Source organism: Phormidium sp. FACHB-592, assembly GCF_014695795.1.
Classification (GTDB): Bacteria; Cyanobacteriota; Cyanobacteriia; order Leptolyngbyales; family Leptolyngbyaceae; genus Stenomitos.
Window position 1 is genome coordinate 69,293 of record NZ_JACJOZ010000106.1, and the last position, 23,545, is coordinate 92,837.

General features: G+C 50.6%; 19 protein-coding genes. 7 read left to right on the forward strand and 12 right to left on the reverse strand.

Translation table 11 applies throughout. The features are described from left to right. Positions 1-34: 34 nt before the first annotated feature. Positions 35-397 (forward strand): thioredoxin family protein, encoded by a 363-nt coding sequence (locus tag H6F86_RS29835; protein ID WP_190454814.1) that lies wholly within the window; start codon positions 35-37, stop codon positions 395-397. On the opposite strand, the gene uca is transcribed toward H6F86_RS29835, so the two are convergent. The 6 genes from uca to H6F86_RS33265 form a co-directional block, all read right to left on the reverse strand. Then, positions 394-3,990 (reverse strand): urea carboxylase, encoded by a 3,597-nt coding sequence (gene uca, locus H6F86_RS29840; RefSeq protein WP_190454817.1) that lies wholly within the window; start codon positions 3,988-3,990, stop codon positions 394-396. The genes H6F86_RS29835 and uca overlap by 4 nt on opposite strands. After that, positions 3,965-4,156, reverse strand: a complete 192-nt coding sequence (locus H6F86_RS31975) for a hypothetical protein (protein WP_206756123.1) — start codon at positions 4,154-4,156, stop codon at positions 3,965-3,967. Before H6F86_RS31975 ends, uca begins: the two co-directional genes overlap by 26 nt. Before the next feature lie 114 nt (positions 4,157-4,270). Next, a complete protein-coding gene (locus H6F86_RS29845) occupies positions 4,271-6,547 on the reverse strand; it encodes a PBP1A family penicillin-binding protein (protein WP_190454820.1) in 2,277 nt (758 codons plus the stop codon). A gap of 226 nt (positions 6,548-6,773) precedes the next feature. After that, complete coding sequence (chlG, locus tag H6F86_RS29850; RefSeq protein WP_190454822.1) at positions 6,774-7,817, reverse strand: chlorophyll synthase ChlG; 1,044 nt, start codon at positions 7,815-7,817, stop codon at positions 6,774-6,776. Positions 7,818-8,003: 186 nt separating this feature from the next. Beyond that, entirely contained in the window at positions 8,004-9,101 is a 1,098-nt protein-coding gene (locus H6F86_RS29855; protein ID WP_190455346.1) for an ArsA family ATPase, read from the reverse strand. 185 nt (positions 9,102-9,286) lie between these two features. Next, a complete protein-coding gene (locus tag H6F86_RS33265) occupies positions 9,287-9,646 on the reverse strand; it encodes a DUF2862 domain-containing protein (protein ID WP_347241385.1) in 360 nt (119 codons plus the stop codon). 132 nt (positions 9,647-9,778) lie between these two features. On the opposite strand from H6F86_RS33265, the gene hisF reads away from it, so the two are divergent. From hisF to H6F86_RS29885, 5 genes are all read left to right on the forward strand, one after another. Then, the gene (hisF, locus tag H6F86_RS29865) at positions 9,779-10,549 is read left to right on the forward strand and encodes an imidazole glycerol phosphate synthase subunit HisF (protein WP_190454829.1); all 771 of its coding nucleotides are present in this window, start codon (positions 9,779-9,781) and stop codon (positions 10,547-10,549) included. Positions 10,550-10,737: 188 nt separating this feature from the next. Continuing rightward, positions 10,738-11,070 carry a hypothetical protein gene (locus tag H6F86_RS33270; RefSeq protein WP_347241387.1) on the forward strand — a complete coding sequence of 111 codons (333 nt, stop codon included), beginning with the start codon at positions 10,738-10,740 and terminating at the stop codon, positions 11,068-11,070. A gap of 392 nt (positions 11,071-11,462) precedes the next feature. Further along, complete coding sequence (locus tag H6F86_RS29875; RefSeq protein ID WP_190454832.1) at positions 11,463-12,419, forward strand: response regulator; 957 nt, start codon at positions 11,463-11,465, stop codon at positions 12,417-12,419. 116 nt (positions 12,420-12,535) lie between these two features. Further along, on the forward strand, positions 12,536-13,231 hold the full coding sequence (gene ubiE, locus H6F86_RS29880) for a bifunctional demethylmenaquinone methyltransferase/2-methoxy-6-polyprenyl-1,4-benzoquinol methylase UbiE (protein WP_190454834.1): 696 nt from the start codon (positions 12,536-12,538) through the stop codon (positions 13,229-13,231). 75 nt (positions 13,232-13,306) lie between these two features. Then, positions 13,307-14,536, forward strand: coding sequence for a DUF445 family protein (locus H6F86_RS29885; protein ID WP_190454838.1), 1,230 nt, complete (start codon positions 13,307-13,309; stop codon positions 14,534-14,536). Positions 14,537-14,628: 92 nt separating this feature from the next. On the opposite strand, the gene H6F86_RS29890 is transcribed toward H6F86_RS29885, so the two are convergent. The 3 genes from H6F86_RS29890 to H6F86_RS29900 all read right to left on the reverse strand — a co-directional run bounded on the left by H6F86_RS29890 (position 14,629) and on the right by H6F86_RS29900 (position 17,344). After that, positions 14,629-15,378 (reverse strand): SDR family NAD(P)-dependent oxidoreductase, encoded by a 750-nt coding sequence (locus tag H6F86_RS29890; protein ID WP_190454841.1) that lies wholly within the window; start codon positions 15,376-15,378, stop codon positions 14,629-14,631. A gap of 62 nt (positions 15,379-15,440) precedes the next feature. Continuing rightward, positions 15,441-16,100: an NAD(P)H-dependent oxidoreductase gene (locus H6F86_RS29895; protein WP_190454843.1), complete on the reverse strand. Its 660-nt coding sequence runs from the start codon at positions 16,098-16,100 to the stop codon at positions 15,441-15,443. A 62-nt stretch (positions 16,101-16,162) separates the two neighbouring features. Beyond that, positions 16,163-17,344, reverse strand: a complete 1,182-nt coding sequence (locus H6F86_RS29900) for an AGE family epimerase/isomerase (RefSeq protein WP_190454846.1) — start codon at positions 17,342-17,344, stop codon at positions 16,163-16,165. 214 nt (positions 17,345-17,558) lie between these two features. On the opposite strand from H6F86_RS29900, the gene H6F86_RS29905 reads away from it, so the two are divergent. Next, positions 17,559-18,002 carry a ribonuclease III domain-containing protein gene (locus H6F86_RS29905; protein WP_190454849.1) on the forward strand — a complete coding sequence of 148 codons (444 nt, stop codon included), beginning with the start codon at positions 17,559-17,561 and terminating at the stop codon, positions 18,000-18,002. Positions 18,003-18,008: 6 nt separating this feature from the next. Here H6F86_RS29905 and H6F86_RS29910 read toward each other — a convergent pair whose 3' ends face one another. From H6F86_RS29910 to H6F86_RS29920, 3 genes are all read right to left on the reverse strand, one after another. After that, positions 18,009-18,866, reverse strand: a complete 858-nt coding sequence (locus tag H6F86_RS29910) for an alpha/beta fold hydrolase (RefSeq protein ID WP_190454852.1) — start codon at positions 18,864-18,866, stop codon at positions 18,009-18,011. Between the two features lie 104 nt (positions 18,867-18,970). Next, complete coding sequence (locus H6F86_RS29915; protein WP_190454855.1) at positions 18,971-19,897, reverse strand: tetratricopeptide repeat protein; 927 nt, start codon at positions 19,895-19,897, stop codon at positions 18,971-18,973. Between the two features lie 84 nt (positions 19,898-19,981). Further along, complete coding sequence (locus H6F86_RS29920; protein ID WP_190454858.1) at positions 19,982-23,212, reverse strand: PAS domain S-box protein; 3,231 nt, start codon at positions 23,210-23,212, stop codon at positions 19,982-19,984. Between the last annotated feature and the right edge of the window lie 333 nt (positions 23,213-23,545).

Sequence of the window (23,545 nt, forward strand, 5' to 3'; positions counted from 1 at the left end):
GCATCTATAAATCGTAAGGAAGCATAGAGTTGTAATGGGCGAACAGACTTTTGTAGAAGAAGTTTTGGAATCTCCTACCCCTGTCGTTGTGCATTTTGGAGCACCCTGGTGTGGTCCTTGTAAGATGATCGAGCCGCTCTTAACGCGCTTTCAGGCGGAATGGGGCAAGCGGTTTAAGCTCATTGGGATCAATGCCGACGAAAACTTCAAGCTCTCGATTCGCTATCGCATTACAACCCTACCAACTATTCTCCTCTTTGAGCGGGGTGAGGTTGTGCATCGGTTAGAAGGGCTGCATCGTCGTGACGAACTTTGGCGAGAGCTACAGAGCGTACTTGCGAGTCCGTCTCAAACAAGCACCCCTTCCGAAGCAATGCCGTCCGATCGCAGCAGCTAGCTCTGAATAATTGCCAGCAGCTGTCCAGCGGTAACGAGTTGCCCTGGAGTGCAGAGGATCTCGGTGACAATGCCCGGTTCCTCTGCTAATAGCGTCATTTCTTGCTTCATTGCTTCTAGAATCACAATGCCTGTGTCTTCGGTAACGCGCTCGCCTGGTTTGACCAAAATTTGCCACACGCTAGCGGTCGTCGCTGCGGTAATGGCATAGCAACCCTCTGGAATAGTGATCGTTGCTGCTGGTGGCGAGTCTGGTTCGTCAGCGATCGTGCTTTCATCGAGTGCGTTAAGTGCCCAGCGATCGCGCTCTTCACGAAAAGCAGCTTGCTGTCGAGTTTTGAAGGTGGCGGCTTCCTCAGCAATGCTTTGTAAAAACTGCTGATAGTCTTGCAAATTAAAGGTTGCTTCTTCGATCGTCAGCTTAAACTTGCCTTCAATAAAGTCTTCGCGCAGTTGCGTCAGTTCGGCATTGGAAACGGGGTAGAACCGGATCTGATCGAAAAACCGTAGCAGCCAGGGATTGCCATCCTTGAAATCTGCTGTTTGCTTGTAGCGATTCCATACGGGCACTGTACGCCCCACAAACTGGTAGCCACCCGGACCTTCCATGCCGTAGATGCAAAGGTACGCACCGCCAATGCCAACTGCATTTTCGGGTGTCCAGGTGCGAGCGGGGTTGTATTTGGTAGTGACGAGGCGATGACGGGGATCAAGCGGTACAGCAACCGGGGCACCGAGGTAAACATCGCCCAACCCCATAACAAGATAGCTAGCGTTGAACACGATATGCTTCACGTCTGCAATGCTGTCTAACCCGTTGATGCGACGAATAAACTCAATATTACTGGGGCACCAGGGCGCATCGTTTCGCACCGACTGCATATATTTCTGGATCGCCAACTGCGTTGATTCGTCATCCCAGGATAAGGGTAGATGGACAATACGGGTTGGTAATGTTTCTAAAGCGGCGATCGCAGGCAGCTTTACCTCAATTGCTTGTAGTGCCGCCAGCAAGTCTTGTTGAGACAACACGCGGCTGTCGTAATGTACCTGGAGCGATCGCATTCCGGGCGTGAGTTCCAAAATGCCTGCCAGCGGATTGGCTTGTAGATAGGTCATCAACTCATGCACCCGAAAGCGCAGATTCAAATCCAGCACCAACGGACCATATTCAATTAGCAGATACTTATCGCTTGCCTGACGATAGGTGACAGCCACTTGCGTCTCAGTGGCAGGCAGCGTGGCGAGAATAGCGCGGTCGCGGGTGCCGTCATCGTCCACTGTAAGAGTCTGGCTGACTTGTAAGGTCCGAATTTGGCAATCTAACTGCAACTCTTGCTGCAATGCCTGATTAAAGGTGAGGCGATGGAACTGAATCGTGTTGCCTGGTTTGAGCTGTCCAATTTTCCACAGCTCCGCTTCGGCGATCGTTGCAGGGCACACAAAGCCACCCAGACTAGGACCATCCAACCCAAGAATGATCGGCATATCACCTGTGAAATCGATCGTGCCAACTGCATAGGCATTGTCATGAATATTGGAGGGATGTAGCCCTGCCTCGCCGCCATCCTGCCTTGCCCACTGAGGCTTGGGTCCAATCAGTCGAATCCCAGTGCGTGCTGAGTTGTAATGAACTTCCCAGTGCGTACTGAAAAACGTGTCGATGTCCGTATCAGTGAAGAAGTCGGGCGCCCCGTGAGGACCATACAGTACGCCAATGTCCCAGTGTGTGGGATAGGTAGGAATAAGTTCTGGCGGCAGCATTTGCGGTTCCTGTGATGAGGCTGGATGAACCTTCAGCACATCCCCTACTTGTAGCGCCCTACCACCGTGCCCACCAAACCCACCGAGGGTAAAGGTGGCTTTGCTCCCCAGATAAGCGGGCACATCAAAGCCACCCTGCACAGAAAGGTAGGTCCGAAAGCCATTACCTTGAATAGTCCCTAGGCGTAAGGTACTGCCTGCTTTAACGGGAACTGCCGTCCAAAAGGCGATCGGCTCTTTGTCTAACGTTGCCTTCATCGTGGCACCTGTTAGGCAAATCACTGTGTCTGTATTAAAACGCAAGGTGGGTCCCGATAGCGTACATTCCAACCCTGCTGCTGTCTCTGGATTGCCTACTAGGCGGTTGCCTAAGCGGAAAGCTAGGGAATCCATTGGACCCGAAGGCGGTACACCCACATCCCAGTAACCTACCCGTCCGGGATAGTCCTGTATAGTCGTCATAGTTCCTGCAACGAGAACATTGATCGTGCTGGGATGGTAAGCAAAGCGATCGAGAAAACGGGTTGTCAGAGCAGCCTCGGCAAAGGCAGAACCCGCAATAATTTGGCGCAGATACTCTAGATTGGTTTCAATGCCGTCCAAACGGGAATCAGCCAAGGCAGCTTGGAGGGTGGCGATCGCTGCCTCCCTCGTTTCTCCATGCACAATAACTTTGGCTAGCAGTGGATCGTAAAAGGGCGAAACCTCTGTTCCTGTAGCGATCCAGGTATCGCAGCGGACGGCATCGGGAAACTGGACGTGGGTAAGTATCCCCGCGCTAGGCTGAAAGTTTTTGTTGGGGTCTTCAGCATAGACCCGCACTTGAATCGAGTGTCCGTTAGGTTGATAGCGGTACGTCTCTAAGGACAGCGCTTCGCCTGCTGCCTGCCGGATCATCCACTCCACCAGATCTACACCTGTAATGGCTTCGGTCACGCCATGTTCAACCTGGAGGCGAGTGTTCACTTCCAGAAAGTAAAACTGCTCGGTATCGACGTCGTAAATGAACTCAACGGTGCCTGCCGACTGATAGCTTACCGTTTTACCGAGTTTCATGGCAGCTACAAACAACTGCTGCCGCAGCGCCTCGGGAATGTTAGGTGCAGGGGCTTCCTCAATGACTTTTTGGTTGCGTCGCTGAATCGAACAGTCACGTTCACCCAGAGCCACAACTGTCCCTTGCCCATCACCAAAAATTTGGACTTCGATGTGGCGTGCCCGTTCAACATATTTTTCGAGAAACACGCCGCTCTGGTTAAAATTATTGCGGCTTAAGCGCTGTACGGTTTCAAAGAGTCCTGCCAGCGTTGCTTCCTCACGGCAAAGCTGCATCCCAATACCGCCGCCGCCTGCCGTGCTTTTAATCATCACGGGGTAGCCGATCGCTGCTGCCGCTTGTCTCACTTGTGTTAGATCATCCAGTAAGGGCGTGCCAGGAACCAGGGGCAACTCAGCCTGCTGAGCGATCGCCCGTGCCTCATGCTTTAACCCAAACTGCCGGATTTGCTTAGGGCTGGGTCCAATAAAGGCAATCCCTGACTGCATACAGGCTTCGGCAAACGCAACATTCTCACTCAGAAAACCGTAGCCTGGATGGATAGCATCGGCTCCAGTTGACTGTGCTGCTGCCAGAATGGTATCTGCCTGCAAATAGCTCTGGGATGCTGGAGCCAACCCTACACAAACAGCTTCACTTGCAGCCGCAACGTGTGCAGAGTGAGCATCGGCTTTGGAATAAACGGCAACAGAGGCAATACCCAGACGATCGAGTGTACGTATAATCCGGCAAGCGATCTCACCCCGATTAGCAATCAGCACCTTTGTAAACATGGTCAGGCTTCAATGGAACAGCGTTGCAGCGGTATTTAGCATACGCTGTAAATAGGGGCATAGGGCGATCGCTGCTTCCTAAACCGCAGACCGCATCGTCTACGAAAACCGCTTCACCTACTTTGCGAATTAAGTAATGGCGGTTCTTATCCAGATAATATTGCACCCGGCAACCTAACTTTACCAGGTGTACAGTGATTAGCTGAAGAAGCGTCTCGAAGCAAGCGACAACTGCCCTGTAGCCTCCTAGAGCAAGCCAATTTGCTATAGCCGTTGTTAATTAATTAAGTGGCTCAGTTTGAGGTGGACCAGAAGTCGTCGATGGCGGTGCTGGCTCGGCTGGGGGCAACTCTGGTGCAGCCTCTTGAGGTGGTGCAGGCTCAGGGGCTGCTTCTGGTGCAGGCTCGGGTGCAGCCTCGGGTGCAGGGGCACTATCTGCGGAGCCGCCTGATGACTCGGCAGCAGGTTCCGACCATTGCTCCTCTTCGCGATAACCGTCTGAATAACCGCTTTCCGGTTGCGGTGCTTCGCCATCATACATACTTGCGGGACGCACAGGTTTTGCTTTAAGGCTTCCTTTACGGTTGTCAAGCTTGGGCAGCTCAGGAAACTTCTCAGGCGGCATCCCTTTGACAACTGTGGTCATGAAGTTGTGCCAAACTTCAGCAGCGGTGCTGCTATAGCTCCAGGTGGGGCTGTTATCGTCATTGCCCAACCATACGCCAGTAGCCATCTGTGGCACAAAGCCAATAAACCAGAGATCGCGTGCTTCTTCAGATGTCCCTGTTTTGCCAGCAACAGGTCTGCCGATCTGCGCTGCCCGCCCAGTGCCGCTGTTAACGACGTTCTGCATCATCCAGGTCACGATCGCAACGGTCGTTTCATCAACCGCTCGTTTCGCTTTCACCTCAGTCGTGTAAATGACATTGCCCTTGCGATCAAGGATGCGACGAATGCCGTGCGATTCTCTATGAATGCCTTTTGCTGCTAGAGTCGCGTAGGCATTTGTGATCTCCAGCAAGTTAACTTCAGATGCGCCCAATGCCAGAGAATAGGTAGGCAGTAGCTTCGATCGAATGCCCAGGTTGTTCCCTAGCTTGATCACTGGATCAAAGCCAACCTCAATGAGTAGGCGGACTGAAACCAGATTGATCGAGTTGGTAAGAGCATCGCGTAGTGTCATCCAACCGTTATATTTTCTGCCGTAGTTCTGAGGCTTGTAACCATCTACCGTTAAAGGCGCATCTAAATAAGATGCATAGGGAGAACTGCCTGTTGCGATCGCGGTCGTGTAAAGAATCGGCTTAAAGGACGAACCGGGCTGCCGCTGCGCCTGTGTCGCACGGTTAAACTGACTGTTGATAAAGTCAGTTCCGCCAACCATTGCCCGGATCTCGCCGTTGCGGGGATCAACCGCGACCAGTGCCGCCTGCTTAAAGCCTTCCGCAGGACCAATGTTTTTCACAGCATCTTGAACCGCTTTCTCAGCCGCCTTCTGCCATTTGGGATTAAGACTGGTCTCAACGGTCAACCCACCCGCTTCTAGCTGCTCTTTCGAGAGCAATTTGGGCAACTGTTGCTGGATGTAGGAGGTAAAGTACGGGGTATCGCTGTAGAGCTTTTTGGGCGCACTAGGTTTAAGGGTGAGTGGTTGCACACGGGCTTGCTCGACTTCAGAGGCAGTGATGTAGCCTGCTTCCAGCATCCGCTCAAGCACAATGTCGCGCCGCTGGCGGGCAGTTTGCAGATTTACTAGTGGGGAGTAGTCACTGGGGGCAGGGGGCAAGCCAGCGATCGTCGCAATTTCTGGCAACGTTAATTGATCGACTGTCTTGCTGAAGTAAACCCAGGCGGCATCTGCCACGCCATAAGCGCCTGATCCCAAATAGACCAGATTGAGGTATTTCTCCAATACCTGGTCTTTGCTCAAGGTGCGCTCAATCTTTTGTGCTAAAAACGCTTCCTGAACCTTACGCCCGAAGTTGAGATCTTGATTCAGATAAATAATACGTGCCACTTGCTGGGTAATGGTGCTGCCACCTTCAACCAGGTCGCGGGCAAGCAAGTTTGATCCCACTGCTCGCACGATCGACTGATAATCAACGCCATTGTGCTGATAAAAGCGGCGGTCTTCAGCCGCAACAAACGCTTTAACAACACGATCAGGCATTTGCTTGATCGTGAGCTTTTGCCGTGTTGCAGGTCCAAGCTGCTGCAACACACCGCCATCAGCCGCTTTAATCGTCAGCGTCCCATTTTGGGCAAAGCTGGCAATGTCTGAAACGTCGGGCAGACCCTTATCAATTGCCCAAACGCCAACAGCTAGGGCACCGCCACTACCTAACGCCAGCGCCACCCAGAAAAGGGGCTGACGGTGCAGCTTACCCAGTTGCAAACGCTTGATGCGTCGAGCAATGGAAGCAGGACGATCGACCTTCTGTACTGCCTCTGACGGCGGTTTTGGCGATCGATTAGCAGCATTGTCAGAGCGTTGAAGTGCTCTCGCACCGTTTGAGCGGGTCGATAAGTTTTTGAGCTTTGAAAGAAAGTTTTCCACACTACAGCCTCATCACCACCAAGCGATCGCCGTTTTCATTGTACGGGTTGGGATTAAACTCCACCCTGTGGTATTAGCAAACCCTGACAGCTTCAACCCGTAGCCAGATCCCCACTCATAAAAGAAGAGGGGTTTGATATATCTTGACAGAATCCTAGCAGAGGTCAAGTCGGGGATCGTTGGTTGGACTAACGCCCTCAACGCAGTTAGTACTGATTATGGTCATTCACACTCCAGCATGACCCAGCGCCAAAGCGGCAACCAGCATACCTAATACAAGGAACGGTTGAGCGCTTGCCTGGTATTTCACGTCGTTCTTTAGAGGGTCGCGTAAAAAGTACATATCCTGAAAAGTAATTTGTGGAATCACCAGCAATAGCAGAATCGCCGCATACAAATTTTCATGAATGCTTACCAGGTAAGCTGCAATGCCAGCCTGAAAAAGGTCGATCATACAAACACAAATCCAGGCAGCAGTCGTGATGCCAAACATGACAGGCAGCGATTTCAAGCCGAATTGCCGATCGCCCTCCACGCTCTTAAAATCGTTGACAACAGCAATACCCAGGCCAGCCAGACTGTAAAACAGTGTCAGCACGACGATCGTCGCGTTCAAATCGCCAAATAGCGCGTGACCCGCCCACCACGGCAACGCAATGTAGCTTGCACCAAGCGCATAACTACCCAGCCAACCATTCTGTTTGAGCTTTAAAGGAGGAGCAGAATAAATATAGGCAACGAAAGCGCCACCCAGAGCCAATACCGTCAGCGTTGGAAACGTATGACCTGCCCACTGATCGAGTGCGTAAGGGATCGCAATGCCAGCGGCAAGCAGCACCAGGATCTGCGTCACAACCTGCGACGGCGCGATCGCGCCAGAGGGAATCGGGCGGTACGGCTCGTTCACCGCATCAATTTCGCGATCGTAGTATTCATTAACCGTCTGCGTGTAGCCTGTCAACAGCGGACCCGCAAAAAACATACAGGCAGCTGAAATCAACACATTCTCTAGCGTCCAGCGAAAATTGCCCGACGATGCTGCCCCGCAGATAACACCCCACATCAGCGGAATCCAGGTGATAGGCTTCATTAATTGCAGCCGAATTTTCCAGATCGAGGTGTCGCCTGTCTGCGCCCCCTTCATGCCAAGCAGTTGACGTGTTCTAGCGCTGCGATCGTCCGCAGGTGAAACAGGCGCAACTGCCGCCTCTGGAGCAAGATCGGCAGCAACAGGTTCGTCTGACAGTGGAGCAGGATTCGATTCAGTCATACAGTGTCAATGTCCGCATCAGAACTTAAGTGGGCTTGAAGATGTATCGCTTAATTAGAGGCAGATTGCTAGCGTCTTCGTATGCAGCCAATGGCTTTAGTGCCAAACCTAAAGGTACTTTGTTTACTAAAGCTCTTCCTTAAAAGGCAGGAGCTAGAAGCTAGGGGCTACAAGGAAATGAAGCAATCAGAAAGAAATAATGAGGAAACTGTCTTGAAATTTTGCCCCCGTCACAGGTCTGCCGCTTAATTCGGGTGGTAATAGGATGTTGCGCCGCTGATCGCCCGCCTCGATCGTGATTTCTGGCCCAGACTGTGTGAGCTTGACTTGCTTTTTATCAAAACCAGGCAAAAAGAGGCTGACTTTACGCTCTGCAACATTAATAGCGATCGGTCGAGGCGCCTGTGACGCCTGCTCCAGGTCAGGTAATGCATCAATCAGCGGTTGCCAGTCATCGACTGCTTGCGTCGGAATAGGCGTGACTGCGAGGGGTGCAAACGTCTGAGCTACAGCGGCACTGTCGTGGGCTCGGTTAAGAATGACCCCTCCAACGGTCAGCCCCACCTGCTGTGCTGCACCCCAGAGATAGGTTGCAGTGGCGATGGTGGCTGGCTCTTCCGTTGTTACCAAATACGCTGCCACTCTGTTGGGATCAGCTAATGCCTGTCTACCCTGCTCCAGAATATTGGTTGCTTGCTTGGCGGCTGGCTGATTGAAAAGATCGTCCGTCCAGCTTACGTTCAACACAGCACTGGCAAGCGGCTGCAAAAAGGGTGTTACCGTCTTACCCAAATCTGAATCAGCAAAAACCTTACGAAAGCGACGGGTATACCAGCTTAGAATCTCAGGCATGCCAAACAGCCGAAGTGTTGCCTGGTCCCCCGCACCGTCATACACAATCACATCGTACTGACCACTCGCATCGTACTCCCGGAGAGCATTCAAGACGAGCGCATTGTCCATGCCAGGTAAAACCCCTAGCTCTTGCCCAAAGACTTCTTTAAAGAACGGCGTACGGAGGTACTGCGCTTCCAGTTTTTTTACTTCTTCCCAACTGCGTTCGAGCAGGGCAGAAGCTTGAAACTGCACCACAAAAAAATTGGGCGCTAGTGCCTGTGCCTCAACACCGGGGACCTCACCCAAAAGAATGCCTACAGCAGCTTCCGGTTCCTGAAATGCCAGCAGTACTCGTTTCCCCTGGGCTGCGAAACGTTTAGCCGCCGCGATCGCGATCGTCGTCCGACCCACGCCACCCTTACCCAAAAAAGTCAAAATTCGCGCCATGTGTCTAACCCCAAGCCCAATGCCTAACGTGTGCCAGCCAAAAATCGCCAGCATTTCCCCTTATGGTAACGATTGCTCAGAATCCGCACACATCTGTCTGCAATGTGGCACATCTGTAAACATGAGCGATTGCACTGCGATGGCGCGATCGTCTGTTTAAGCCCAAAAAATGAGCCGAAGCTTGATCAATTGTCCCCCGTTGCAGGTCTCACCTCATCCTCAAAAAACCACGTTGCTGAATTGTCCGTAAACTTCACCAAAAAACCAACGCCACTTCCATCCGTCATCTTGTAATCCTGAACCACGCCGATCTGCCCCAGTCGCTTAGCAATTAATGGAGACACGCGATCCCGCAACCGATACACACACACTTTTTGACCGACTTCCATCGCCACTCCAAGACTATTAAAACCAAGGATTAGTGTATCAGCGTCAGGGAGAAATTGGGGCTTGGAGAAGAAAAGGGAGCAGGGGAGATGGGGGGAGAAAAAGGGAGCAGGGGTAGCCAGAACGTGCGGTACGAATAGTAAGAGGACGGTTAGCATTTTAAAACTTAAACTACTTCCCTTGCCTCCCTTGCTTTTTCTGCCTCCCCTGCCTCTCTGCTTTTCCCACTCTTTTCTCCCGCATCCCTAAACGCATTAGAATTCATAGAGTTCAACCGTTTATAAAACACCATGCTGGCAAAACGAATTCTGCCCTGTTTGGATGTCAAAGCAGGGCGCGTGGTGAAAGGAGTCAATTTCGTCGATTTGCGGGACGCTGGTGATCCCGTTGAGTTAGCGCAAGTCTACAACCAGGCTGGAGCCGATGAGCTGGTGTTTTTGGATATCACGGCAACGCATGAAGACCGGGGCATCATTTTTGATGTGGTATATCGCACTGCAGAGCAGGTTTTTATTCCGCTGACAGTAGGTGGTGGCATCCAAAACTTAGAAACTATTAAACAATTGTTAAGAGCTGGGGCGGATAAGGTAAGCATTAATTCAGCAGCCGTACGTGATCCTAATCTGATTGATCGTGCGAGCGATCGCTTTGGCAACCAATGTATTGTGGTCGCGATCGATGCTCGTCGTCGTATGGATGTAGATAACCCTGGCTGGGATGTGTATGTTCGGGGTGGGCGAGAGAATACGGGTTTAGATGCGGTCGCTTGGGCAAAGAACGTTGAGCAACGCGGTGCTGGCGAACTGCTGGTAACAAGCATGGATGCAGATGGTACCCAAGCAGGGTATGACATGGAGCTAACACGCACGATCGCCGAACAGGTAGAAATTCCCGTGATCGCATCCGGTGGTGCAGGCAATTGTGAACATATCCACTCCATCCTCACAGAGGGCAAGGCAGAGGCAGCATTGCTTGCTTCTTTGCTCCATTACGGGCACCTAACGGTAGCTCAGATTAAGTCTCATCTTGCAGCTAAACAGGTGCCTGTCCGCCTCGTCTAAGTGTTCTTTCTACCTGATCACTCTTCGAGCACTTCCTAAAGGGTTAGCTTCAGCAGTGCTGCTGAAGCCGATGTCGCTTGACTAAATCTGACCCAATCTTAGGAGCTGATTTTAGCGATTAGAGTCGATCGACCTATTTTTCTTTGCAATGGTGACGGAATCTGAGTATCTGTTACAATACTTCAAGTATGCTGATATTTATTCTTGTTTTCGTTATCGCTCTGGTTGCCTGCTCGTTGCATCTGATGCAGCAGGCAGTTGATCGCGATGAGTTTTCGCTGATGCTGGCTGGTACACTGGTTGCAGCATCAGCAGCGGCAATGCTTGTAGTCTATTTTTTAATGGGCAACTACATTGGGTATATTACCGCTACAGCACCAATCGTCAACTCTCGTAATGCTTCTACCGATTCTGCGGCATGGGTTTTAGAGGCAGATGGTAGCGAACTCCCTACCAGCTTTTTTCTGTCCGGTGCACTGACACCGCTTACGTTCCCAGCCAGCGAGCCGAAATCGTTGTAACTTTCGGTTGTAGCTCTTGGCTTTGGTGATTTCTCGCCTTTAAAACACTTTCTTAGTAGCGCTTATTCCGCAGCGATTGTAAGCATCGCTTTCTTTGCCGTGAGGAGAAGCGAGCGCGGCTTTGACTATTTAGGGTAGGCATTGTCGCGTTATTTTTGCGATTGAGTTAGAAACGTCGCAAAAGTGGCAAGACTAGGTTTCATACAGGCAGTAGGACAGTGTTGAATCAGGTAATTTAACTTGGTGCTGTGCTGCGTTTCATCAAGACGCAGCGTTTATGATAAAGACGTTTTTACTCAATTGCCTGACTGCTTTACTGCCCTGTATCTGTGGCTATGCAGAGCTTTGAATACCTTCCTCTCTCAGTCTTGCCAAAGGAGCTAGCTGGAACTATGGACTACGCCATTCCCGATCTCGATACCCTTAGCCGCCAGTTAACAAGCTTGGATCGGACTAAAAAAGCAAAAATGCTGGTAGTTGACGATGAACCGGACAATCTTGACTTGCTTTACCGGACTTTTCGACGCGACTTTCAAGTGCTGAAGGCAGAAAGCGGCGTGCGTGCCCTTGAGCTGCTGGCATCAGAAGGTGAGGTCGCAGTCATCATTTCTGACCAGCGGATGCCAGAGATGAAAGGCACTGAGTTTCTGAGTCGCACGGTGCCTCAGTTTCCAGATACCATGCGGATCATTCTCACAGGCTTTACAGATGTTGAAGATCTGGTTGAGGCGATTAACTCTGGGCAAGTTTATAAGTACATTACTAAGCCATGGGACCCGAATGAACTGAAAGCAGTAGTGCAACGCGCTGCCGAAACCTACGAACTGTTGAAACAGCGTACTGAAGAACTCCGACGATCGCAGGCGCAAACGGCTCTCCTGACAACGATTGTGCGAGCTGCCCAAGATGCCACTCATTTAGAAGCCTCTTTAGAGCCGATCGCGACAGCCTTTGGCAAAAGCTTCCAGGCAGACGGCAGCATTTTGCAATTGGTAGAAGGCAATAGCTTGGTTGCTAGTCAGGGCAAGTTCAGCCTGAATGGTGCTTTAGACAATTGGCTAGAGAAAGATCCCTTAGTAGCCGCGGCGATCGAATCTCAAAAAATGCAGGTTGCTGTTAACATTCCGGGGGATGCAACGCTTGCAGCTCTGGATCACTACACGGCTTCTGGCGTGCAGGCGCATTTGCTGGTTCCTGTTAGCTACCGTGAGGAAGTGCTTGCAGTACTCTCATTGCAGTGGCACCAACCCTGCACCTTACGGGAAGATGAACTCGTCTTGCTGCACCTTTCTGCCCAGCAGGTTGCTTTAGCATTAACCTGTGTTCGGTATTACCGTCCCGTTGCCTGAGCCAAAGACTCCTGAGCCAAAGACTAGAGACGGTAGACTGTAAGCGTTGAACTAAACGAAAGGTTCAGCACTTAGCGTCTACTGTTTAAAAGTCCAGTACTGAGAATTCAGCCAGCATGACTGCCGATCGCGTTCGCACACTTTTTAACCGCATTGCCCCTGTTTATGATCAGCTAAATACCTCACTTAGTCTGGGGCAGCACCGCGTTTGGAAGCAGATGGCAGTGAAGTGGAGCGGAGCCGCAACGGGCGATCATTGCCTGGATGTCTGCTGTGGCAGTGGTGATTTGGCGCTTCTGTTAGCTGATTGTGTGGGCTTGCAAGGACACGTGATTGGCATTGATTTTGCAGCGGCACAGTTGGCGATCGCGCAGCAACGTGCTCAGGCGCGTTACCCCCAGCCATCAATTACCTGGCAAGAAGGGGATGCCCTGGCTTTACCATTTCCAGCTAATCACTTTGACGCTGCCACAATGGGCTACGGGTTGCGAAACGTTACTGATATTCCACGTAGCCTCCGCGAACTTCAGCGCGTTCTGAAACCTGGCGCGAAGGCTGCCATTCTCGATTTCCATCGTCCATCAAACGCGATGATACGCACCCTTCAGCAATGGTATTTAGAGGCGATCGTCGTACCTGCCGCGCAGCAGTTTGATTTGACTGACGAATATGCCTATATCGCTCCCAGCCTCGATCGCTTCCCTACTGGCAGTGAGCAGGTGATGTTGGCGCGTCAGGCTGGCTTCGCTGCTGCCACACACTATCCCATTGCTGGCGGTACGATGGGAGTGTTGGTGGTGATGAAAGGTTAAAGCTAAAGGCTAAAGGCTAAAAGCTAAAGACTAAAGTATTTATCCTTCATCCTTTATCCTTTATCCGTCTCTTCCTTGAATCTCTCCACGCTCTGGCTGTTTGTTGCTCCACCTGTAGTTGGCGGCATTATTGGTTATTTCACCAATGATATTGCCATTAAAATGCTGTTTCGTCCCTACACGCCACGCTACATTGGCGGACGACAGGTGCCGTTTACACCGGGGCTAATTCCCCGTAATCAAGAGCGGCTGGCAAAGCGCATTTCAGACACCATTATGGGGTCGTTGCTTACGCCGGACGAACTGCAAAAACTGGCGAAACGGCTGTTACAAACAGAGCGGGTGCAAGGGGCAATCTCGTGGTTGCTCAAGCTAGCGCTAGAGCAGATCCAAACGGATAAGGAACAAAAAACAGCGAAATTGCTGGCAAGCATTTTGCAGGATCTATTAGGTCAGTCGTTGCCACGGTTGCTGAAGGTGCTAGCCCGTCGCGAAGATTTTCTAGAGACACAGTTGAATCAAGTTTTTGATCAAGTGTTGCTGGAGTTTCAGCTCAATGATGAGCAGTCTGTGAAATTGGCAGACTGGCTACTGCAAGTAGTTGTACCGCCAGATTCGATCCGGTTGGCGCTGATCGATTTTTTGACCGATCGCAATATCCAGGTTATTGACGAAGGCTTTCGTGAGCGCACCAGTGGTACTTACTGGGTAGTTGCCAACCTGTTTGGTGTCCGCAACTCTTTAACACGGCTCCGTACCTTCTGTCTGGATGAGAAAGAAGCCAGCAATATCCGCATTGCAGACTTGGTTTCGACACTGAACCTGCGGCGACGGCTACAAGAATGGCTGCAAAATTTATCGTTGCAAAACCTGCCTATTTCAACCGTGCGGCAACTGCGAAAAACCATGCGTGACAGTGTGCGTGTCTACATTCAGGACAAAGGTTCTGATGTGCTGGAAGAATTAGGCAAGTCTGTTGATTGGGAGAACGTAGCCACGATCATTCTCAATCGCTTACGCACGTCTGAAGTAGTAAATGCGTCCCTGGAAGTAGTTAGCCTGGATTTGGCGCTGATCCTGGAACGCTATTTGGAGCGCGATTTGGAGTCATTGGTGATGCAAGCGATTCCCATTCTCAATATTGATCAGGTGATTATTGAGCGCGTTCAGGCGACATCGCCCCAAGACCTTGAAAATGCGATCAATGGTATTGTGCGAAGTGAACTACAGGCGATCGTTAATCTAGGTGGAATTCTGGGGTTTGTAATTGGGTTGCTTCAGAGTGGTGTGCTGCTGCTGCGTTAGGTGAGGGAGTGAAGAAGCAAAGGAGGCAGGGGACGCGGGAGAGAAATTTAACTTAAAGCTCAAAACTTTCTTACCCCTCACCCCTCTAGTCTTCACCAGGGCAGACGACTGCCATCCCAGGAGAAAAACTCGCCACTATCGCTTTCTTGAAGTTGATCGAGTACGGTGAGCAATTGCTTGACGGTGCGATCGACGGTAAAGAGTTTTTCTGGCGGCACATGGCGCTGAAAAGGTTTTGATAGCTGCGTGTCGGTGGTGCCAGGATGCAAGGTGACGACGATGGCTCGTGGGCAGGTGCGCTTGTATTCGATCGCGGTTGAGCGCATGAACATATTTAACGCGGCTTTGGATGCTCGATAGCCGTACCATCCACCCACGTGATTATCACTAATACTGCCAATTTTTGCGGAAATAGTTGCTAGAACGGCGCGATCGCTATGCTTGAGCAACGGCTGTACGTGTTTTGCCAGCAGCACAGCACTAATGCTATTGACCTGAAAATAATGGAGAAGCTGATCAGTGTTGAGATGCCGCAAGCTTTTTTCAGGCTGCATCGCGCCTTCATGTAACACACCGACGCAGTTGATGACATAGTGCAGGGCTGGGCTTTCTGCTTGAATCGCTTGCCTTACCGCAACAATTTGCGCTTCGTCTGTAATATCCATCGGCAAACAATGGAGACGCGGGTCAGCGATCGCCAATAGATCCGCTTGCGAGTTGCGGTAGGTGGCATAGAGACGATCGACCCGGTTTGCCTGCAAGAACTGTCGCGCAAACTCTAACCCAATCCCCTGACCTGCGCCGACAATCAGTGCTGCTTTGGGTGGACGATCACTACTCACATCCCCGGCCTCTTCAAGAAGTCGGGGATCTGGCGATGTCAGGGAGTTGAAGCTAACAGCTGTCACGACACGTACTGTACCAACTGTTGAGCTGGGTAGCGTACTTTCGCCTGCGATGCACTCTTATCATCCTCTGCTCGATAGCCTGCCGGACACAGCACGACAGAGGCATAGCCTTGCTCTGTCAACCCTAAAATCTCATCGTATTTTGGTGGGTTGAAGCCTTCCATGGGGCAAGTATCAATGCCTAACAGAGCGGCGCTTGTCATAAATTGCCCTAACGCGATGTAAACCTGTCGCTTCGACCACTCATCAATATCAAGAGGATAGGGAGGCTTAGCCATAAAGCCGTTGATTACCTTAGCGAATCCCTGCAAGTTTTCGATCGACACCTGACGCACGTCTGCCATATTTTGCATAAAGCGATCGACGTCGTCTGTATTCAAACCCTTTTTGAACGCTAGTACTACTAGATGGGATGCCTCAACGACCTGGGTTTGTCCCCAGCTATGCTCAAGTAACTGCTGACGAGTTTCGGGGTTGGTGACGACAAAAAACTTCCAGGGCTGTAACCCAAATGAAGATGGAGCCAGAACTAGGCTCTCTATCAGGGCTTGCCAAACATCAGGCGTAATCGTCTTTGTCGAATCAAACTTTTTGGTAGCGTAGCGCCAATGTAGCTGTTGCAGTAATTGTTCGGTTGAAACGACAGCAGTACTCATATGTATCGCTCTGTAAAGGCACCCCGATTATAGCGAACACAATCGTCTGAGCGTTGAATAATCTAACTTAACGCCTCGAACTGTTGCCAGCAGAGGTAAAGCGCCCGTGGAACATGGAAGCAGCCTTTCCATTTGCCACCTTTAAGGTTTAAGAGAACTTCGCCACGACGATCGAGGTAGCCAAACCACTCTCCGTATTGAGGATCAGCAAAGTGTGACCAGGTGTAGGTATGCAGTTTTTGATACCACTCCCAGCACGCCTCTCGTCCCGTCAGGCGATAGCTCATTGCCAGTGCTACCAGCGCTTCTAAATGCACCCACCAAAGCTTTTGATCCCATTCCAATTGCTGCGTCGGATGACCCTCTGCATCCATAAAGTAGTACAAGCCGCTGTATTCTTTATCCCAGGCGAAGTTAAGGCTATTGAGCACAACATCTACTGCCTGGTTAATGGTGTTGGTATCGTTACGACGCTTCGCAATATCCATCACAAACCACATTGCTTCAATGCCGTGACCCGGGTTGATGAGCCGTCCCTCAAACGAATCAACGTGAGTACCGTCAGGCGCAACGTTTTCGTACATGAGTCCTCGATCGCCATCCAAAAAATCGGTCATGACTTCTTGAACTGTAACAGCCAGAACTTCCTCTAACTGGTCGCTCGGCAACAACCAAGCCATCTCCAGAGATAAGTTGGCAAGAATCATTGGCACTGCTAGAGATTTTAATGGCCGGGTGCCAGGAAACGTCTTGTTGTAGGTTCCTTTGGGGTTGTCCTTGCGCCGGAGCACGTTGTTATACGCCTGCAATGCCACTTCTTTTGCCCAGTCTTCATTGGATGCCAGCGCATACTTGCTAAAGGCCATCGCCGCAAAGCAGTCAGAAAAGATGTTGTAAGGTTGCACCAGCGGATTGCCCGTACGATCGAGCGCAAAGTACCAGTTACCATCTGCATCACGCCCATGTTTGGCAAGAAAATTCGCACCATTCGCCGCAACTTTTAACCAGTGATCACGCTGCTCAGGCTGGTTTTTAAGCTGGTTGTAGAGCATGGAGAACAGCCACACCTGACGATTTTGCAACCAGATGAATTTGTCAGTGTCATAGACTTTGCCAGCGCGATCGAGACAGGTAAAGTAACCACCTTTCTCCCAGTCGATCGAATGCTGCTCCCAAAACGGAATCACATCATCCAGCAGCGCCTTTTTATACTGGTTAGCCAGCCCCTTAAAATCTTTCTCCATCAATCTCCTTACAGAATGCACTAATAAAGATTGCACGAATCAATCTAGAATTAGCTAATTTTATCGGTAAATATGAGTAGGAAAATATAAAGCTTATTAAGAACAGTCAGTACTTACCGAAGTGTGGTTATCCAACCATCAGAACAGCATTTTCAACAGCGGAACTACAGCACGTCGAAAGGTATCTTCTCTTATCCTTTCTGAAGCTTACTCCATGTCTCTTGAAATCAACTTGAACTACCTTTTCTTCGATAAAGCACTTCTCGAACGCGCACTAACTCGTAGAGCATACGCGGATGAACAAAAACAGCGTTATGGAACTTTATGCAAAGATCAAGAAGCTTTTTGCACTCTTGGCGATGCTGTTCTAAAAACTGTTTTAGCTGATTTACTAATAGATTCTGGTTGCAAAACTAGAGCTGAAATCACCCAAAAAAAGCAAATTCTTGAATGTCAGAAAATGCTAGGAGAAGTTGCATGTGCAGTCAAGGTTAATTCCTATATTCAATTTGGAAAGGGGGAAATCAAACAGAATGCTGACCAAAACCCTAGTGTTCTTGCTGAAACGCTTGAAGCATTGATTGCTGCTATTTACTTTGATGGTGGTTATGAGGCTGCAAAGCGAGTGGTTAGTCGCTTGTTTGAGCGGCTGATTTAGACTGTGTTAACGATCTAGAAAGTCTCGCATCAATTGATTGACTAACAGTGGTTGTTCTTGCTGTACCCAATGGCTGCAATTGGGGATGTAGCGGATGCGGAAATCCTGCACGTATTTTTCGGTGCCGTAGGTCAGTTCTTTCCCCAAAGCCGCATCCGCTTCGCCCCAAATAAGTAGCGTGGGAACGGTAAGAATGCCCCAATCGCTGGTTGTTAAGCCTTGTTCGAACATATTGCGGTAATAGTTGAGTGTCGCCGTTAAGGTATCCCGTTTTGCGAACGCATTCTTATACGCCTCAATATCGTCATCGCTAAAGGTCGTTTTATCAACAGCCATGCCTTTAAAGGCGGCTTCCAACACTTGAAAATCGTTTAACTGAATCAGTAATTCGGGCAAGACGGGAAGCTGGAAGAAAAAGATGTAAGCGCTACGGATCAATTGCTGTGGCGTGCGTAACCCTTCAGCAAACTTGGCGGGATGAGGCAGATTGAGCACAATGAGGCGATCGATCAACTCTGGATACGCATAGGCAAACGACCAAGCGATCGCGCCACCCCAATCATGACCGACTAAGACGCAGCGATCGTAGCCCAAACCTTCAATCACACCTTTAATATCTTTGATAAATTCCGCCATCACATAAGCAGACTGCGCTTCTGGCTTGTCGCTATCGTTGTAGCCACGCAAGTCTAACGCCACGACTTTGTAATCTCTGGCAAACTCTGGAATTTGATGTCGCCAGGAGTACCAGAACTCTGGAAAGCCGTGCAGCATAAGCATGAGCGGACCTTCGCCTTGAGTCACATAATGCAGCTTGATGCCGTTGGTGTGAATCGTGTCGTGGTGCCAGGATGCTTCAGACATAATCAATCGGGGGCTAACGGCTTGTGTTCAAGCGCAGTCTAACAACCGATCGCTCTTTGCAGACAGGAACTCAAGTAAGAAATCCCTTTTATTTGTCACCCTTTTTAGTTGGCAAGCTGCTGTAGCTTGCTGAGAGCGCTTTTGTAAACCGCAGTTGTTGGATCGAGGACGATCGCCTGCTGATACGCTGCCTGTGCTGTTTTTAGCTCTCCCTGTCGTTCTAGAAGCACACCTAGACTGTAGTGGAAAGCGGCATTTTTAGGGTTGAGCTGTAAGGCTTTGCGATAGGCGACGATCGCTGACTCTAGTTTGCCCTGCATCGCAAAAATGCTGCCCAGGTCGCTGTATGCAGCTATGTAGCGAGGATCAAGCCGAATGACGTATTGATGAACTGCGACCGCCTCTTGCAATTTGCCTTGCTTTCTTAGCGCTACACCCAGATGGTTGTAAGCCAGTATGTGCTTGGGATTGGTCTGAATGGCTTGCCGATACGCGGCGGTCGCCTGACTAAACTGCTGCTGTTTGCTATAGAGATCACCAATATTGGTGTGTATAAACGCATAGGTTGGGTTAAAGGCAACTGCTTTTTGGTAAGCCGCGATCGCATCATTCGGTTTTCCCTGTTGCTCCAGCGCGAACCCGATGTTGTTGTAGGCAAAAGCGTAGCGAGCATCGTGCTGAATGGCAGCCTTGTACGCCACGATCGCGCCATCTAGCGTCCCCTGTTTCTCTAGCGCCGACCCCAGGTTGTAGTAGGTGAACGCATCCCTAGGGTAAAAGCGCAGAGCAGTTTCATAGATTGCGATCGCCTCGCCCAATTTGCCCTGATCTTCCAGAGCAACGCCCCGCTCAACATAAGCATTGTAAGCAGTGGGGCTTGCCAACAACAGTAGCGTGGCTGCTAAAGTGCTACCCCCCACCAGCCAGTAGCGTCTGGTCCGGTGTGGGTTGGGCTGGTGCAATGCAGGAGCCGATCTGAAAAGAGTACGCTTTTGCGAAAGAATGCGCTGCACTGCCTGATAAAACGTCATGCGATCGAGCCATTATGTTGCCCTGATTCTAACTGACACCCCGTGGCTCCACGTCCTAAGAAGTACGGAGAGACATTGAGAGAATTAAGGTTGTTGCTTGCTTTGCATTAAGCGCACGATCGTCGCCACGAGGGTGTCTGATTCTACTGGCTTGGACAGATGCTCTTGAAACCCTGCTGCCATTGCTTGCTGATAATTCACGTCTCCAGCATAGGCAGTGAGGGCAATCGCCAGCACTTGACCGCCTTGCTCTGGCGGTAGGGTTCTTATTTGACGTAGCAACATATAGCCATCGGTAAGCGGCATACCAACATCACTAACCAAAACGTTAGGTTGAAACTGGCTTAACGCAGTCAGTGCTTCATTTGCTGACGTGACCGCCTTAACAGTGGCACCATATTGCTCAAGTAGAAAGGTGATAAATGTACGTGCATCGGCATCATCATCAACGACCAAGATCCGCACGTGCTGAAGGGGTCGATCGTGAAAGGTGATGCAGGAAGCAGCATTAGTTTCTGCTGGAGTGCTGCTGCCATTCTCTAGCGATGGTAGCCTAACCCTAAAGGTTGCCCCCAAGCCTTCACCAGGGCTGTCAACCTCGACTGTGCCGCCATGTAGTTCAACAAAGCGGCGGACGATCGCTAGCCCTAGCCCTAAACCACCAAACTTTCTGGTTGTGGCTGCTTCTGCTTGACGAAAATAGTCAAAAACATGGGGGAGGAAGTCTGGCGGGATACCCTTGCCCGTATCCGCGATCGTGATCTGAGCCTGACTCTCTAGTTGCTCTAGTCGAATTGCCACTCGTCCGTGAGACGGTGTGAACTTAACAGCATTGGACAACAGATTCCAAACGATTTGCTGAAGCCGATTGGGATCGCCAGCAACAGGTTTTACGTCCGGTGCCAGCGCTATCTGCACCTGAATCGCTTTGGCTTCCGCTGCCAGACGCACCGTTTCGATCGCGGCTTGAATGACGGTTGCTAGAGCCACTGGGACAGCATCTAAGCTAATTTTGCCCTGCATAATCCGCGAGATGTCTAACAAGTCTTCAACCAGTTCGGCTTGTAAGCGAGCGTTGCGTTCGATGACTTGCAACGCTTCTGTCGTTTGAACCTCGTTTAATTTGCGTGTTTGAAGTAGCCGCGACCAGCCCAGAATGGGGTTGAGGGGCGATCGCAGTTCATGCGAAAGGACTGCCAGAAATTCGTCTTTGATGCGGTTTGCTTGTTCGGCAACTTCGCGGGCAACTTGTTCTTGTTGCAGACTGCGATTGCGCTGCTGCTCCAGCCGTTTTTGGTCGTCAATATCGGTTGCAGTGCCAAACCATTTCACTACCTGTCCCTGCTCATTCTTCAGCGGTACCGCCTGGTGCAAATGCCAACGGTAAAAGCCATCAAGATGGCGTATGCGCCCTTCAGCGCGGTAGTAACTGCCACTTTGTTGAGCTGTAACCCAGCGATCGCTGAGAGTTGGTATATCGTCGGGATGAATAACCGCTTGCCAACCCTCCAACTGAACCTCGGTAAGCGTTAACCCTGTAAAATCTACCCACCGTTGATTAACGTCGAGCAGCATACCCTCAGGTTCAGCTGTCCAAACTAATTGGGGAATGGATTCAACTAAAAACCGATAGTGCTCTTCGCTTTGACGTAGGGCGATTTCCGCCTGCTTTTGACGGCTAATATCCAGGTTAATGCCTGCCCAGTAAATGATTTCGCCACGTTCACTGCGAACTGATAAGCCTCGCGACAGGACAGGATGCCAATTGCCATCTACACCTCGAAAGCGATGTTCCCTATCCCAAGTGCCTTCTGTGCGAACACATTCTTTCCAGGCAGCGATCGTCGATTCTGCATCATCAGGATGCAGCGCCTTGCTCCAGCCAAACTCAGAACACTGTTCTTGCGTCAGCCCAATCAGTTGCAGAAACGATTCGCTGGCATAAAGATTACGCCCAGCCGGGTCGCAAACCCAGATGCCGTAGTTCAGCGCTTCGCCGATCGCCCGATACAGACTTTCACTCTCGCGCAGTTTCGTCTCTGCCTGCTGACGCTCAGTGATGTCGCGAATGAGCCAACGAAGGCTAGTCACGCTGCCAGTAGAGTCATATACACAGCCAACCGTTACCTCAGCCGGAAAGAGCTTCTTTTGTCGAGTTTGTAGCTGCATTGTCCAAGACTGTGGCTCTGGCTGTTCCACCTGCTGCCGTGTCGCTAAGTGATGAAGTCGATCGCGGTATAGCATCAGGTCTGAGCTGGCGATGAAGTTGAGCAACGGCTGCCCCAATAAGCTTGCTAGCTCGATCGCCAACTGGGTTCTAACCGCCTGATTTGCCTCCTGAATTAGCCCTGCGACATCGGTGACTAGATAGCCGTCAGGTGCCAGGTTAAATAAATCTTGATAGCGTTGCTGTTCGGTTTGTAGCTGCTCATTCTGCCGTTGCAGTTCTTCTTCGGCAAGTCGCAGTTCTTCCAGCGTTGTTTCTAACTCTTCGTTGATGAGCGTTAACTCAGTATTCTGCTGTTCCAGATGGATCTGAGTATTAAGTAGGGTAGCTTCAGCTTCTTTGAGGGCGCTGATATCCAGCACGAAGCTTATTACCGTTGTCTCATCTACCAGGGTAGAACCAGTGAGCACAGGCAGGTGCGTACCATCCTTGCGGAGATAGGTTGTTTCAAACGGTGTAGCGTGGGCGATCGCGGTTGGTGTTTGCAGCGATCGCTCATGCAGATTCAATGCTTCAGAGGGAGCGATCGATCGCCATTGCATACGTCCAGCACGCAAGTCTTCTAGGGTGTACCCAAGACTCTGCAAAAACGTACGATTTGCTTCTACCAGTGTGCCGTTTAAGTCACTCGTGATGATGCCAATCAGGTTCGATTCTGCCAAGCGGCTAAAGCGCTGTTCACTTTGACGAACTAACCTTAAGCTTGCTTCGGCTTTACGTTTAGCAGCCTGCAACTGCGAGCAGAGAAAAGTAATAAGAAAGGACACGAGCCAGAATGTTGCTACCTGCACCACTCGGTTAACACTAGGAAGCTCCAGTGAGTAGATCGGCTCAATGAAAAAGTAGATGCTGTAGAAAGTGGAGAGCGCGATCGCTAATAAGCCTGGTTTCATGCCGCCAGCCCAGGCGCTTACTGCCACTGCCCCAAAAAACAGCGCAAACACAAGTGGGTTTAGTAGCGGCCACAGTAGCTGTGTCAGTAAAAGCGCGATCGTTGCTGCTACAACTGCATTGCCATAGTAAAACAGTTGAGAGCGCTGCACCCGGAACAGTCTCTGCAAGAAGCCCACTCTCATGTCATGCGTCATAGTCCTGCTTTGATTCGGGTTCCGTGCGGCATTTGCAAGCTGTCTTCAGGAGAGCGCTTGATAAACAGAAATTTATCAGGACCATAATCAGCCAGGCAAACGAAAGAGCGATGCAGGCTGCCTTCCTACCTAAAGGTAGAGACAATTTTAGCGAAATAGGTAGATGTACACAATCAAAAACACCTGTGATCAGAAGGCATCAATGACTGTGCAGGAGGTTTATTGAATCTTCCTCAAACCAGAAAATGTTATTTTTTGTGCAGCCTAAATTCAGAGTGCGATCGAACTCGCTCGGATACAGCACTGCCATGCCCGATCGAGCCTCTGCTCCAT